We start from the raw sequence: 13,117 nt of genomic DNA, 5'->3' as shown, positions 1-13,117 counted from the left end.
GAGGAAATGCATGCGGATGCTGGATGAATCCGCCTACACAAATCCCCGTGATCAAAGCCGTAAGTTTTAATGAGTTTTGGTAGTGTTGTAGACCGTAGTTGGACACTCTTAGACCGTAATTGGACACTCTAATTGTGTCTTTAGGACACGGCATTCAAGCTAATCAACAGGTCTACAACGCTGCTGTGAGCGTGGTCAACGAAAACCTACAGGTTCTTGTTAATCACGGGATGGCCTTCTGTGTTCACGTCAAGTTCTTCTCGGCGTATTGTCTCTTCAGCCGTAACTGTTTCTTGATCGACCACTTTCTTCACGCGCACTTCCTCACGCACAAACGCTTCTTTACGAATGTCTGGCGTTTCTTCGTACACTTCCACGCGGGTAACTTGCCCTTCCTGGAAGTTTGCTTCGCTAGGAGCGATCGTTGCAGAATCTACCGGAGTCCGCTCAATTACGACGCGCTCTTTCTCAATCGGAACGGATACTTGTGCGGTTTCAGTTTCGACATGCTTGCCGATCGTAACTTCTCCAGCTTTTCTGCGAGTCTTGCTAGCAATTAGGCGTTCCTGATACAGCCTTAAACTCTGGTGATCCTGATCGTTGAGATCATATAGAGCAGGCTCGTTCTGATAATTATAAGTATCACGATGATAGTCTGGAGTCAGATCGCGGTCAGGGGCAGCAACAGCACCAGCTAACCCAGTCGTCCCAGAAGGACGATACACGCTTCTTACTTGCTCTTCGTGATCATAATCAACTAGCGTATTCTCATTGAACTCAGGCAGGCTTTCGACCTGTTCCTTGGTCAAGCTTTTGGCATAGACGCGGCGATTGGAATAATCAATCCTAGCACTGCCGATCGGGAGTAATACAGTCTTACCAAACACCCAAATACCTGTGTTGATCACGAGGTAACGAAACTCCCCATTATCGTCAACAAGCACATCGTCAACAGAACCAATTTTGTCATCTCCAGAATAGAGATCCAGTCCGATCACATCATCATTGTCGAAGTGGCTCCGATAGTCTGGGTCAAAGTCTTTAATCTTGTGAAGTGCCATTTTTCTCCTTTAATTTGTTTAAAGTAAACGTAATACTTATACTTAACAGTAAAGAGGCTGCGCTAATGTTATTCACCTGTCTTAAGTTACATTCAGCGCTATCTCCAAAGGTGAGCAACAACGGATCATCAGCTCAAATACTTGCCCCATCTAACGTTTTAATTTGTAGCGATCGCTTAAATTCGGTTCTAGCAAAGGGTAGATGAGTGCTAAGCAATAGCCGACTATCCTAAAAGTAATTACACTCGTTTTACTTAAAGCTGGACGCACAGAAAGAGACTGCAATCGCACTCCCCTTTCTGAACCAAGTCTTTATAAGCTAAAAGTTTTGGGTGAATGAGTTGATTCCTTCACTACAAAATTTTGCTCAGAAAAATCGTCCTTGTTAAGCGCTTCGGTTTAAGAATTTGCTATGAACCCTTTAAAGCTACGTGCAGAAGAATGTTCGGCATTCGGAGTCTTGGTGCTACAGTACTTGGAGAAAAATCCGCATACCAACATGAGCCAGTTGGCGAGAGAAGTAAACATCTCGCGAGCAGGACTGGGTTGGATTTGTCGCAAGCAAAGCAATCCAGATGAGGACACGGCCAGTCGAATCACCCGAATTATTGGTGCTAATCCGACTGAAATTGCGCGGCTCGTTCACGAAAACAAGATCGAAAAGCTAGCGAACCGCAACGAACTTAACTATGTGACTAAATTTAGTAAAGAATCGGTTCGGATCGCGATTCCTAAAGAAGACGCGATCGCAGGCTTGAATGCCCTCTTTCAAGCGTTTCACAGGGTTACAAGAAGTGTTCCTGAAATCGAAAAGCCAACGGACTTCCAGATTTACAAGCAAGCTTACGAAATTATAAAGCGACAGTTTCTAAGCAGAAAAATATCTAGAAGACAGCGGTCTACGACATTAGCAGGCTAACTGCTGGAAGAGAATGCCAGGTAAAAAATGCGCGATCGCATAGATCTACGCTTGCCAATTCAAACTCGCATGTTGACAAAGCGCGATCGCTAAATTTTCTCTTTGGCTGGTGGCGTAATTCCTCGCTTGATCAATCCTGCCTCCACGTCTTTGAGCAGCCCAAAATCTTCTTCGGGCAGAATCGCCTGTTCTGACGATGGCTGACGCTCTAAAAACGCGAATGCCTGACGAAATTGCTGCGGCGTAGCTTGCACAGGCGAAGCAAAGTGACAGGGAATCACGCGCTCGAAGTTCCAATTGGCGACGCGATCTGCCCACGCGATCGTCTCTTTTGGAACTCGATTTAAGATTAATCGCTGCAAAATTGGCGCAACAAACAACCGTCCGTTCCCGCGCAAGGCATCAAACGATCGTTGCCAATCGTCTTTCCACCGGAAGGGAAACCACCCAAAATAGTTTTTCTTGGAATGATCGATCGCCGTTCGAGCATCCCAAATCGATGGCAGCAGATCCAGAGTGTCTAACGTGCTAGGAAGGAAATAGAAGGCAAACAGCGAAATACGATGCCAACCCTTGCGGCGAAGCTCTGGTGTATCTTGGATGGCATCGCTGGCGCGCTCTCTCGCGTGATAGAGCAACGGATACGGATCGAGTTGAACGATCGCAGGTGGTGTGTCAGAAATGGAAAGGACAGAATCCGTTACGAGCAGCGTGCGCGATCGCTTGTGAAAAAATGCCACCTCTCCAAATGAACCAATGCCCTGTGCCACCGGGCCTAAAATCGCATATTCAAACTGATCGCCAAATGGCGTTTCTGAACCGTCATCTGGCAAAACGTGAGTGCGCTTTGCTGGAAATCCTAGCCAGCTGAGCGGTAAATTGACCGGAAAGCTCCACTGATTGGGTGCTACAAACACTTGAGCGTTCGGGAAAAATCGCGCAAACGGACCCACAAATACTTTATGCTCCAAGCCAGAAATTGTGGGCAGAATAATGTACTTTACATCCCCATGCTCAGCGACTAATTCATTCACGAGCCGAATGCATTCGGGTGTCGGCGCAACAGGTGCATATATCAACAGTCCGCCTTCTTCAAGCTTCACAGCAGTCATGCGAATCGGCGTGGCCACGTAGAAGATGCCTTGAACTTGGTCAAACGTCCATATTGTGTCTCTAACCACTTCTGCGCGAAGTGTGCGCCGTTTGCTGTAAGGGTAAAGCGGTACCGTAAACCACCATAACCAATTCCAATCTTTAGAATCGCGGTTTAACGTCTCTAATTCGCTCTGAACTGCCATCGTGCCGCAATCCTTTAGAGTTTAGTCTTTGCCCTTCAACCATTAAATCTGAATGTTTGAGGCTAATCTCTAGTTTCTCATAGTCATGCCCCATCCGCCGTCATCCTGTAGAACGGTGCGTCAGTGAAATAGAGTTGCCACGAGTGGCTTTGCCAAGCTCCAAAGGAGCGCTCTAAACAACCTCAACGGCGTTGAAGTTGTTGACGTTAAAACTGCCTTTGTTTCTGTTGCCGCATTGCAGCCTTCCGCGATCTCGCAGGTCGATCCTTTTGCAAAAGCCCGCTCCGTGCAACCCACTAACAGGTGATGATCTCTGGAATGGATCTGTTGCCTGTGGAGAGACTTTTGCTACCAAGTTGGATCGAAAAACAGATTAATCGTCAATTCCTCACGTCCGCATGGCACGGACGAAATGCAGCTACACACTGATTCCTCACCATCGATTTCGACTTCACACGCATGACAAGACCCCATCAAACAGCCCGTGGGAATTGAAATGCCTGCCCGGTCTGCAACGTGAAGCAACGGTTCCCCCACTTCAGCAGTGGTTACGACATCGTCCGGCAAAAATCGAATGCGAATGCTCATGATGCAATTCTAAAGAATATCTAAACGCAACGGGTTGACCCGCCGCTTTAAGTTTAGTGTGTAAGACAAGGACAAACGGGTACGTTGCACCGAAAGGGTTAGGGATAAGAGCGCATTCAGAATTGCTGGTGCGCTTGTTTTTTTGTCAGTAGGATTACTGAGGCAACACGGTTTTGAGATCAAGGTGAGGCGCGATCGCGTCTGCTAACTGGTCTAGCATCAGTTCTCGCTGCTCACGGTAATTGGCAACGCCTGTCGGAAGCGATCGTAAACCGCGCTGTTGCCGTAAGCGGTTAAGCCATGCCCGCCGCCACGGACCATTATCAAAAATACCGTGCAGGTAGGTGCCCCAAACCGAATGTGATTCGTCTACAACCCCTAAATTCGCATCGTCAAACAGGGGTTGGATGCCACCACCGTCTTCTTCAAGCAATCGCGTCCGTCCTTGATGAATTTCGTATCCGGCAACGGGCAACCCTTCTTGAGGAAAGTGAGAGGTAACGCTGCGCTGACGAGCCACTTTCTGCCCCGCAATTACGGTTTTAAGCGGCAATAGACCTAACCCGCGATAGCGCCCCTCGTGCCCTTCAATGCCTTCCGGGTCAGCAAGGATTCTACCTAGCATTTGATAGCCACCGCAGATGCCTAGTACCGTTCCCCCTGCCGCCACGTAGTTCTGGATTTCTTCTGCCATTCCTGTCTTGTGCAAGAGGATCAGATCGGCGATCGTCGTCTTCGATCCTGGCAAAATCACCGCATCCGGATGCCCCAACGATTGCTTCGGATGGAGATATTTCACATTCACAGACGATTCTGCTTCGAGCGGATCGAAATCAGTAAAGTTTGAGATGCGCGGCAATCGCACGACTCCAATCGTCAAGTCTCCTTTCGCGTTGATGCCGCGATCGAGCAAGCTGAGCGAATCTTCAGCCGGAAACGATTGATCGAGCCAGGGAATTACGCCAATCACCGGAATTCCAGTGCGGTTTTCGACCCACTCGATTCCTGATTGCAGCAGCGATCGCTGTCCCCGAAACTTATTGATCACGATGCCTTTGATCAGCGATCGCTCCTCCGGGTCGAGTAACTCTAGCGTTCCGACAATGTGGGCAAACACGCCGCCCCGCTCGATGTCGGCCACCAAGATGGTCGGGGCGTTGAGATACTTCGCCACCCGCATATTAGTCAAGTCGCGGTGCTTCAAATTAATCTCCGCAGGACTGCCCGCCCCTTCACAAACCACCATGTCAAATTCTTCGCTCAGTCGCCGCAGCGAGTCCTCGATCGCTTGCCAGCCCGCATCAAAAAACTGCTCATAATATTCGGCGGCTCCGCACCGACCGACGACCCGACCTTTCAAAATCACCTGTGAGGTCATATCCCCTTGAGGCTTCAGCAAAATCGGGTTCATCTCCACCCAAGGCGGAATCCCGGCTGCCCATGCCTGCACCGCTTGCGCATAGCCAATTTCACCACCATTGGCGGTGACATAAGAATTTAGCGCCATATTTTGCCCCTTAAACGGAGCAACGCGAAATCCTTTCCGTGCCAAGATGCGACACAGTGCGGCGGTAATTAGAGATTTTCCAGCGTGGGATGTTGTTCCCACGACCATGATGGCTTTCATTTAGAGAGACCTCCGGGGCAACCTGAGAACAAGGGACACCTTACGCAACGCTGATACAAGGAGGATGAGAGATGAGGGATGAAAAGCTAAATAAGAAAAGCTAAATAATAAGAGGAGATTTCGACGTTGAATTGTCAGCCACCAAAAAGCATACATTCATCCCTCATCCCTCATCCCTCATTCCTTCTAAAACGGCAACCTGACCCAACGACTGAATGCATTGTAAAAGCGATCGCTTAAACTAGGCCGAAACTCTACTCCACCTTCGGTTTGCCAAGTCTGAACGAGTTGACGACCGAGCGGGGTTAGACGGAAACTGTCGGTTAGTCCTTGTCCGTCTACTTCACGTCTCAGCAGACCGACCTGAATTAGCCATAGGAGTTCGGCTTCGGCGGCAAGTTCGAGCAGGGGGCGGTGGGTGTACTGATGTTGGACGCCAGATGTGCCCGCGATCGCACCTAAAGCAACGCTTTGGGCAATCATCGCCGCATAGAGTTTGAGCCGAAACGGAGCGCAGCGAACCGCACGGGCGGCTCTATCGATTGTGCGTTGAGTGTAGCAAATAGGTGTAGGAGACGTTGTAGAAGTCATTGAGAACAAACTGCTGGAGAAGTGAAAATCTTAACTAGAGTTGAAAATCTTAACTAAGAGTATTCTAAAAATGTTTTACTCCATCGTATTGACAGAATCAGCAAAACCATTCTCTCGTTGTCGTTAAATTTAGTACGCTGGTAGTATTTTCTACAGTAACAAAAGAATTGGGTTATGAAATTCAAAATCATTAAGAAATCCTGATTTACGAGTCTGGCAGCAGAACTCTAGTTGCTTCGTTGCCAAAATAACTCTTAGATAGATGCCTATTCCAGTTAATACAGTTGAGATGCGCCGCAGAATTCCTAGTAAGCCGAAGATTTTAAGTGGATCTGTTTTCACCGCCTCTACAACTTCAGCAGGAGCCGCTATTAATTTCAATTCGTTGAATCGACTGACTCACAAGTTAGAAGACTACACTAGAAGCGGACTTGCGGATACACTCGCGCTGCCAAATCAGTGAACTAAAGAGCATAAGGACAATAGAGGATGGCGCTACAGAAATTTCAGCATTTCATGCTGAAGGAGATTTATGAGCAACCAGAGGTGATTCGTCACTCCCTCAACGATCCTAATAAAGCGTTTCAGGTGTTGCCAACGTTAGATCAGGTTGAAGAGATTCAAATTCTCGCCTGTGGAACCAGTTTTCATGCTGGGCTAGTTGGGCAATTTTTATTAGAACAAGTCGCGGGAATTCCAACGCGAGTGCGATCGGCGTCAGAATTTCTTGCTGCTCCATTCCCCCGGACTCGAAACACCTTACTTATGGTAGTTAGCCAATCGGGAGAAACAGCCGATGTCTTAGCGGCAATGCAGGCTGTAAAACAATCTTCAGGTGGGGCTTTCAAGATTCTGGCGATCACCAACAATTCCCAAAGCTCCATCGCTACCGAAGCCGATTGTGAGATTTCTGTTGCGGCGGGCGTTGAAACAAGTGTTGCCGCCACCAAGACCTTCACAGCACAGTTAGCGCTATTCTACGGTTTAGCATTTTTCTACGCCCGGCAGGGACAGCATTTGAGTCACGAACAGCTAAAAGGGTGGAACGCCCAGTTGGATGCTCTACCCGCACAGGTGGAGAAGGTACTGCAACAAGAGGCTACAATCGCTGCGATCGCAGCTTCTCTAAAAGACACGAAAACTCTCATTCTGTTAGGTACAGGAATTAATTATCCGCTCGCGCTAGAAGGCGCACTGAAACTAAAAGAAACCACCTATACCCATGCAGAAGGTTATGCGGCAGGGGAATTTCTCCACGGACCGATTGCCCTGTTAGATCAAACCATTCCTGCGATCGCGATCTGTCCTTCTCAGCCCTCTAGATCAGCCAGTGCAGAGCGCATTCTTAAAGTGGCTCAAAAAATCAGCAGTAACGGCAGTGATGTAATCCTGCTGGGCGGGTCTGATGCTGCGATCGTGCTTCCGCCCTGTGAGGAGTTGTTGTCTCCATTTCTGAACATCGTTCCGCTGCAACTCTTGGCCTATCACCTTGCGATCGCTCGCACTATCGATGTCGATCGTCCGAGAAACATCACAAAATTTCTCAAATCTTCCTAAGGCCTCTGTTGTTCTAGAACAATTTGCTTTAGGATTTGGAGGAATAAATTGCTATGAGAGTTTGTCTCTAAAATGACCTCTTCTCCAGATCCACGCCGCGACGACCCACTTCCACCCAGTTCAGAGCGCCGCAGGCTGACGGCGGATGAGCTAATTGCTATGTTTGTCGCGTTCCTCAGCATTGGCAGCATTGGCGCTTGGGCAGTTAGTCAGCCTGATCAAGGATTCGACTTGGGAGCATTGACAGGGGCACTGCCGACCCCGGCTCCACTTCTACCGAATTCAGGGGTGACAACGGCTCCAACGACAGGAAATGGCACGGCGATCGCACCGCAAACCTCTTCAAATGCTGCTCCCTACTCATCCGGGGGTACTCTGTTTGATCCTGCTCCTCAAGTTGACCCACGAACGAACGCTCAGTTTCCAGGCGTTATAGTCGTGCCCTCGGGAGCACCTTCGCCATCGATCGCCGCCTCTCCTCTGCCGACGTTGACCCCCGCTCCTAGGGTTCCATCCTCCTCTCTTGTTCCCAATGCCACATCTCCAACGGGCTTTTCAGATGTGCCTGCGGACTTTTGGGCGTCGGCTTACATTGCAGAATTAGCCCGCCGCGATATCATTAACGGCTTCAAAGATGGCACATTCCAGCCCAATAAACCTATTACTCGGGCTGAATTTGCGGGAATTGTGAGTAAGGCGTTTGAGAAACCAAAAAACCAGGAACTCCTGCCGTTCCGAGACTTAGAACCAAATTATTGGGCAAAGGGCGCGATCGATGAATCGGTGCAAACGGGATTTCTAAATGGCTATCCTGGCGGTGTCTTTCAACCTAATCAAGAAATTCCGATTCTTCAGCTTCAAACAGCACTAGCAACAGGCTTGAAGTTGAAGCCTCCGTCCCAACCTAGCCAGATTTTGTCTCGATTTCAAGATGCTGGAGAGGTTCCAAAATGGGCACAAGGTAAGGTTGCCGCCGCTGTTGAATCTGGTATTGCGACCAACTATCCATCGCCAAATAAAATTGAGCCGAATCGGGTTGCGACACGGGCAGACGCTGCTGCTTTGGTGTATCAGGCGATGGTGAAAGATGGTCGAATTACGCCTAGTGCCCAGTAGGATTAGTGATTGGCCCTAGTGCTTCGTTAGAGGGATGCCTGCGGCAACGCTTTGCAAAGAGGGATGGATTGGCGAAGAGAGATGAAGCCGTTCGGCTTGTTTTTTCATCCCTCCTTCTCTCTTCCCTTGCTTGATAAAACCTACGCTTGACAAAACACTAGTCGCCTCACGCCGGGCGATAGTGACGGGCAGTGGGACTAAACTCGCGATTGGAAGACTGTCCCGGATCATAGCCTTCATTTCGCACGCGTCGTCGCAGATCGCCCAAATCAGGAGAGGCCTTGACCGCATCATCAGGACTAATTCTACCCAGTAAAATTAATTCGCATAGCGCTTGGTTCATCACCTGCATCCCTTCGCTGGTACTTGTTGCCATGAGTTGAAAGGCATCCGTATCATTGCCCTTGAGCAAATAATCTTGAATGGCAGGCGTGTTAATCAGAATCTCATGAACGGCGATTCGGCGTCCATCGGTAGTGGGAAGCAGTTGCTGTGAAATCACAGAGACAAGCGATTCCAAAATCTGAAGCCGCATCGCGCTCTGTTCGTCAGGGTTGTAGATATTGAGCAGACGATTGATCGTGCTGATGGCGTTTTTGGTGTGCAGCGTTCCCAACACCAAATGTCCCGTTTGAGCCGCTTGAAGCGCAATATCGACGGTGATGCGATCGCGCATTTCTCCAATCAAAATCACGTCCGGGTCTTCCCGCAAGACGGCTCGTAGTGCTTGATGAAATTGGTGAGTATGCAGCCCGACTTCTCGCTGGCTAATCAAGCACTGGTTGGACGGATGGATATATTCAATCGGATCTTCAATCGTGACAATATGGCGATGCTGAGACTCATTGAGTTCTCGAATCATCGCCGCGATCGAGGTGGATTTACCCGAACCCGTCGGCCCTGTCACCAAAATCAATCCTTGCTCATGGTTAATCAGGTATTTCAGGACGGAGGGCAAGCCAAGATTGTCAATTGACGGTACCTCTAGAGAGATTAAGCGCAGTACCATTGCGCCTCCGGTCAAAGTCTCAAAACAGTTGATCCGACACCGTAGAAATCCTGGATAGTAAATCGCTGTGTCTAGCTCTTTCTCTTGGGCAAATCGGTTGCGTTGCTCGGGGGTGAGGGTTTCAGCGAGATATTGATGAAAGTGTTCTGGTGTGACGATCTCAAGGTCACTCATCTGCACCATTTTGCCCCGAATCCGAAATCGAGGCACTTCACCAACGCGAAGATGAATGTCCGAGGCATGCCTAGTATGGGCATCTTTTACTAGTTGCTCAATGGAGGAAACGGTGTTGGCGGTAGCTTGCCTAACTCGCATTCGGCCAAAATTGGGTGGTGGCGGAGTCAAGCTGGCTTTGAATGAGCGATGAGAAGCGCCTTGATTTAGGCCCTGCTGAGCAGGGCCATCAGGATTACTGTTTGTCATAGTTACTAGGGCCGGATTTAGTTGAATAAACTCTTGATCAAATCAGTGACATCTGGGGGCGCAGAATATGAGGCAATAGAAATGAGGCTGTCAGTGTATTCGCTGGTCTAAGTTTGATTTGTAGCTGTGTTCAAAATTCTAACCAGTAGAATCACAGAGATTTTAGGTGTTTACAAATTTTTCTATTTCCTTAAACATAGCGAGATTGAGAAGCGGGATTAAAGAAGAACTGATTTTCTTCCTAAAAGCGCTACGTAGTCTATGTTTCTCTAGATCGCTCTAAGTATTACTCGCGCCAAACGAAACTGATCCATCGCTCCCCGCTTTGCAAAGCCTTCATATTTTGATGCCATAATTCGCTATGAACACTCGCATTCTGCCGTGGCTAGAAACTCGCTGGGTCGCTCCATCATTTAGTGGCTTGGTGTTGAGTGGATTAGCGCTCTTTTTTTTCTTAGCGGCTACCAATACGATGGCAGGCTGGCTTTACGTCATCAGTGGCGTTCTAGTCTCTCTGCTGACAATCGCCGCTCTGCTTTCCCGACAAACACTCGCCCAGATTCAGCTTTCCCGGCGTCCGATTCTGCCGATTAGTGCAGGGGAAACGCTCACGGTAGAACTACTCGTTCAGAACTCGACCTCAAAGCGCAAAGAACTGCTGCAAGTGGAAGACTTAATTCCGTCGGTTCTGGGTGAACCCGTTCGCCGAGTCGTAGAAACGTTGGCTGCCCATGGAACGCACTACTGGGTGTATGAGCAACCCGTCGCCAAACGCGGAATCTACCGATGGCACAGCGTACGAGTCAGGACAGCCGCACCCTTGGGGCTATTTTGGTGTCGGCAGGAGTTTGGTGTCAGCGCGATCGCAACCGTCTATCCGACCGTTCTACCCCTATCGCGCTGCCCTTTGATCGATGAACTTGGACAAGACACCAGCCTTCTGGATGACCATCGACGAACGCAAGCCGCCACCGAGGGCTTAACGCGATCGCTACGCCCCTATCGCTGGGGTGACTCAACTCGTTTAATTCATTGGCGCACCAGTGCCCGCTACGGAGAACTGCGAGTTCGAGAATTGGAGACGCTCACCAGCGGACAAGAGATGACCATTTGCCTCGATAGCACTACCAGTTGGGACTCTGAAGCTTTCGAGCAAGCCGTGGTTGCTGCCGCTTCTCTTTATTTCTATGCGATTCACCAAACGATCAATATTCGCGTCTGGACGGCGGGGAGCGGTGTTATTGCTGGAAATCAAGCTGTCTTAGAAACTTTAGCGGCAATTACACCTGCAGAAGAGACTCAAATCGAGCGTCTTCCCATGACATCTTTGATTTGGCTGACCCAAAATCCCCTCAGCCTCCATAGCTTACCGAACGGAAGTCGCTGGATCTTATGGAATGACCGACCGAAGCAGCTTATTCCTCTGCCTGGACTGGTGATCCAGCCAGAGCAGCCCACCGGAGCGGGGCGAAACCAATCGCTTCAACGTCAGCTACAAAATGATTCAACGTCCTCCTAGGGTGCAGTGGAGAAACGCAGCAGACACCTTTAGAGTGGAGATGTTTCATAAGATAAGCAACTATAGGTTTAAGCAACCGTGATCGAAGCCCTACCAGCTGAGTTTTGGCTTGGAGTCGAGCAATTCAATCAAGGCGACTTCTATGCCTGCCACGATACCTTAGAAGCAATCTGGATCGAGGCTCCTACGTTCGAGAAGAAATTCTACCAAGGCATCTTACAAGTGTCGGTGGCGCTCTACCACTTGGGCAACCGCAACTGGCGTGGTGCAGTCATTTTGCTGGGTGAAGGACTGAATCGGCTGCGAGACTACCAGCCAGACTATGGTGGAATTGATGTTCAGAAATTTAGCGCAGATGCCGCTGATCTTCTATCAGAACTGCAAACCTTGGGCCCGGAAAAAGTCGATCGCATCGTTCTAAATCAAGCTGCTGATCAAGCAACGCCTTCTGAACCTATTTTTCTTCGTCCCCCAATTCTCCAAAAATCCAAACCCGCTCTAGAAGAGAGCAATAGTTAGTTGCACTCGGCAGTCTTCCCAATTCTGACGCTTTGAGCGGGTCATTGGCGATCGCAGCGATCGTTATACTTTCAGTAATCATTCTTCTCTCCAGGGTTTGTAGCACTTGGAGAGCTTTTATTGGTTGTGCTGCCACCGCATTGGCATTTTAGGTCTTGGCATTTTAGGTCAATGGTTTTGGTGCTTTGAGTGAATTGACCAGAATTGATCATTGTGTGAGTTGCGATCGCTTTGCAAACATAATTTCAAACCTTGAGTGAAGGATGCGGCAACGATGGGATGACTTTGAGAACTTTCGTGATCGCGTCGATACTGCGTTTAATCATTGCCCTAACGTGCTTTCGTAGAGCTACTGTACAAATTACGATCGCAATCGAATCTCATAGTCTCAGAGAAGACTTAGAAACAGACTCGAGCTAAGTCTCAATTGAGATGTTGAGACGCATACTAGTACGGCCAATTACCAACCAGCACCTAGGCTGATCAGAGAATTGCGACACATCTCATAGTCCCAGAGAAGACTTAGACATAGACTCAAGCTAAGTCTCAATTGAGATATTGAGACGTGTGCATTACTACGGCCAATTACCAACCAGCACGTAGGCTGATCAGAAGAATTGCGATCGTAATCATATCTCATAGTCTCAAAGAAGACTTAATTCTAGACTCAAGTTAAGTCTCACTGTTTCGAGTGAGACTTATAATACTGTTATGTTCAATTGCCAAAATGCTCCCGTACAAATTGCGATCGCAATCGCATCTCATAGTCTCATAAAAGACTTAGATATAGACTCAATTTAAGTCTCATATGAGACATAGAGACGCGTACTACTACGTCGGTCGTGTTCTAGACATGGGGATTCATCAGTCAAACCGCCCGTCCAAATTCA

At 48.8% G+C, this 13,117-nt stretch carries 12 protein-coding genes; 6 read left to right on the top strand and 6 right to left on the bottom strand.

Going from position 1 to position 13,117, the window contains the following annotated elements; all coding sequences use genetic code 11:
* Positions 1–206: 206 nt before the first annotated feature.
* Positions 207–1,061, bottom strand: a complete 855-nt coding sequence (locus AC5I6P_RS27595) for a DUF2382 domain-containing protein (protein ID WP_495696985.1) — start codon at positions 1,059–1,061, stop codon at positions 207–209.
* 412 nt (positions 1,062–1,473) lie between these two features.
* Here AC5I6P_RS27595 and AC5I6P_RS27590 point away from each other — a divergent pair, with 412 nt between their 5' ends.
* Positions 1,474–1,980 (top strand): helix-turn-helix domain-containing protein, encoded by a 507-nt coding sequence (locus AC5I6P_RS27590; RefSeq protein ID WP_495696984.1) that lies wholly within the window; start codon positions 1,474–1,476, stop codon positions 1,978–1,980.
* A gap of 89 nt (positions 1,981–2,069) precedes the next feature.
* Here the strand turns inward: AC5I6P_RS27590 and AC5I6P_RS27585 are convergent, their stop codons facing one another.
* From AC5I6P_RS27585 to AC5I6P_RS27570, 4 genes are all read right to left on the bottom strand, one after another.
* Positions 2,070–3,278 carry a DUF4336 domain-containing protein gene (locus tag AC5I6P_RS27585; RefSeq protein ID WP_495696983.1) on the bottom strand — a complete coding sequence of 403 codons (1,209 nt, stop codon included), beginning with the start codon at positions 3,276–3,278 and terminating at the stop codon, positions 2,070–2,072.
* Positions 3,279–3,626: 348 nt separating this feature from the next.
* Positions 3,627–3,866 carry a 2Fe-2S iron-sulfur cluster-binding protein gene (locus AC5I6P_RS27580; RefSeq protein ID WP_495696982.1) on the bottom strand — a complete coding sequence of 80 codons (240 nt, stop codon included), beginning with the start codon at positions 3,864–3,866 and terminating at the stop codon, positions 3,627–3,629.
* A 154-nt stretch (positions 3,867–4,020) separates the two neighbouring features.
* Positions 4,021–5,493 carry a cobyric acid synthase CobQ gene (gene cobQ / locus AC5I6P_RS27575; RefSeq protein ID WP_495696981.1) on the bottom strand — a complete coding sequence of 491 codons (1,473 nt, stop codon included), beginning with the start codon at positions 5,491–5,493 and terminating at the stop codon, positions 4,021–4,023.
* Between the two features lie 186 nt (positions 5,494–5,679).
* On the bottom strand, positions 5,680–6,084 hold the full coding sequence (locus tag AC5I6P_RS27570; RefSeq protein WP_495696980.1) for an Npun_F0494 family protein: 405 nt from the start codon (positions 6,082–6,084) through the stop codon (positions 5,680–5,682).
* 262 nt (positions 6,085–6,346) lie between these two features.
* On the opposite strand from AC5I6P_RS27570, the gene AC5I6P_RS27565 reads away from it, so the two are divergent.
* From AC5I6P_RS27565 to AC5I6P_RS27555, 3 genes are all read left to right on the top strand, one after another.
* Positions 6,347–6,547, top strand: coding sequence for a hypothetical protein (locus AC5I6P_RS27565; protein WP_495696979.1), 201 nt, complete (start codon positions 6,347–6,349; stop codon positions 6,545–6,547).
* A gap of 26 nt (positions 6,548–6,573) precedes the next feature.
* Complete coding sequence (locus AC5I6P_RS27560) at positions 6,574–7,641, top strand: SIS domain-containing protein (RefSeq protein WP_495696978.1); 1,068 nt, start codon at positions 6,574–6,576, stop codon at positions 7,639–7,641.
* 72 nt (positions 7,642–7,713) lie between these two features.
* Complete coding sequence (locus AC5I6P_RS27555; protein WP_495696977.1) at positions 7,714–8,757, top strand: S-layer homology domain-containing protein; 1,044 nt, start codon at positions 7,714–7,716, stop codon at positions 8,755–8,757.
* A 166-nt stretch (positions 8,758–8,923) separates the two neighbouring features.
* Here the strand turns inward: AC5I6P_RS27555 and AC5I6P_RS27550 are convergent, their stop codons facing one another.
* Positions 8,924–10,189 carry a type IV pilus twitching motility protein PilT gene (locus AC5I6P_RS27550; protein ID WP_495696976.1) on the bottom strand — a complete coding sequence of 422 codons (1,266 nt, stop codon included), beginning with the start codon at positions 10,187–10,189 and terminating at the stop codon, positions 8,924–8,926.
* A 361-nt stretch (positions 10,190–10,550) separates the two neighbouring features.
* On the opposite strand from AC5I6P_RS27550, the gene AC5I6P_RS27545 reads away from it, so the two are divergent.
* Both AC5I6P_RS27545 and AC5I6P_RS27540 read left to right on the top strand, forming a co-directional pair.
* On the top strand, positions 10,551–11,708 hold the full coding sequence (locus tag AC5I6P_RS27545) for a DUF58 domain-containing protein (RefSeq protein ID WP_495696975.1): 1,158 nt from the start codon (positions 10,551–10,553) through the stop codon (positions 11,706–11,708).
* Between the two features lie 78 nt (positions 11,709–11,786).
* Complete coding sequence (locus AC5I6P_RS27540; protein ID WP_495696974.1) at positions 11,787–12,227, top strand: DUF309 domain-containing protein; 441 nt, start codon at positions 11,787–11,789, stop codon at positions 12,225–12,227.
* Positions 12,228–13,117 lie beyond the last annotated feature (890 nt).

The organism is Myxacorys sp. (assembly GCF_059501405.1).
The sequence above is the reverse complement of the archived record's forward strand: the minus strand, read 5'-3'. Positions and strand labels throughout refer to the sequence as shown.

Excerpts from the sequence above, each read along its gene's own strand:
- AC5I6P_RS27595 (WP_495696985.1), bottom strand. The coding sequence starts at position 1,061 with ATGGCACTTCACAAGATTAAAGACTTTGACCCAGACTATCGGAGCCAC.
- AC5I6P_RS27590 (WP_495696984.1), top strand. The coding sequence starts at position 1,474 with ATGAACCCTTTAAAGCTACGTGCAGAAGAATGTTCGGCATTCGGAGTC.
- AC5I6P_RS27585 (WP_495696983.1), bottom strand. The coding sequence starts at position 3,278 with ATGGCAGTTCAGAGCGAATTAGAGACGTTAAACCGCGATTCTAAAGAT.
- AC5I6P_RS27580 (WP_495696982.1), bottom strand. The coding sequence starts at position 3,866 with ATGAGCATTCGCATTCGATTTTTGCCGGACGATGTCGTAACCACTGCT.
- cobQ (WP_495696981.1), bottom strand. The coding sequence starts at position 5,493 with ATGAAAGCCATCATGGTCGTGGGAACAACATCCCACGCTGGAAAATCT.
- AC5I6P_RS27570 (WP_495696980.1), bottom strand. The coding sequence starts at position 6,084 with ATGACTTCTACAACGTCTCCTACACCTATTTGCTACACTCAACGCACA.
- AC5I6P_RS27565 (WP_495696979.1), top strand. The coding sequence starts at position 6,347 with ATGCCTATTCCAGTTAATACAGTTGAGATGCGCCGCAGAATTCCTAGT.
- AC5I6P_RS27560 (WP_495696978.1), top strand. The coding sequence starts at position 6,574 with ATGGCGCTACAGAAATTTCAGCATTTCATGCTGAAGGAGATTTATGAG.
- AC5I6P_RS27555 (WP_495696977.1), top strand. The coding sequence starts at position 7,714 with ATGACCTCTTCTCCAGATCCACGCCGCGACGACCCACTTCCACCCAGT.
- AC5I6P_RS27550 (WP_495696976.1), bottom strand. The coding sequence starts at position 10,189 with ATGACAAACAGTAATCCTGATGGCCCTGCTCAGCAGGGCCTAAATCAA.
- AC5I6P_RS27545 (WP_495696975.1), top strand. The coding sequence starts at position 10,551 with ATGAACACTCGCATTCTGCCGTGGCTAGAAACTCGCTGGGTCGCTCCA.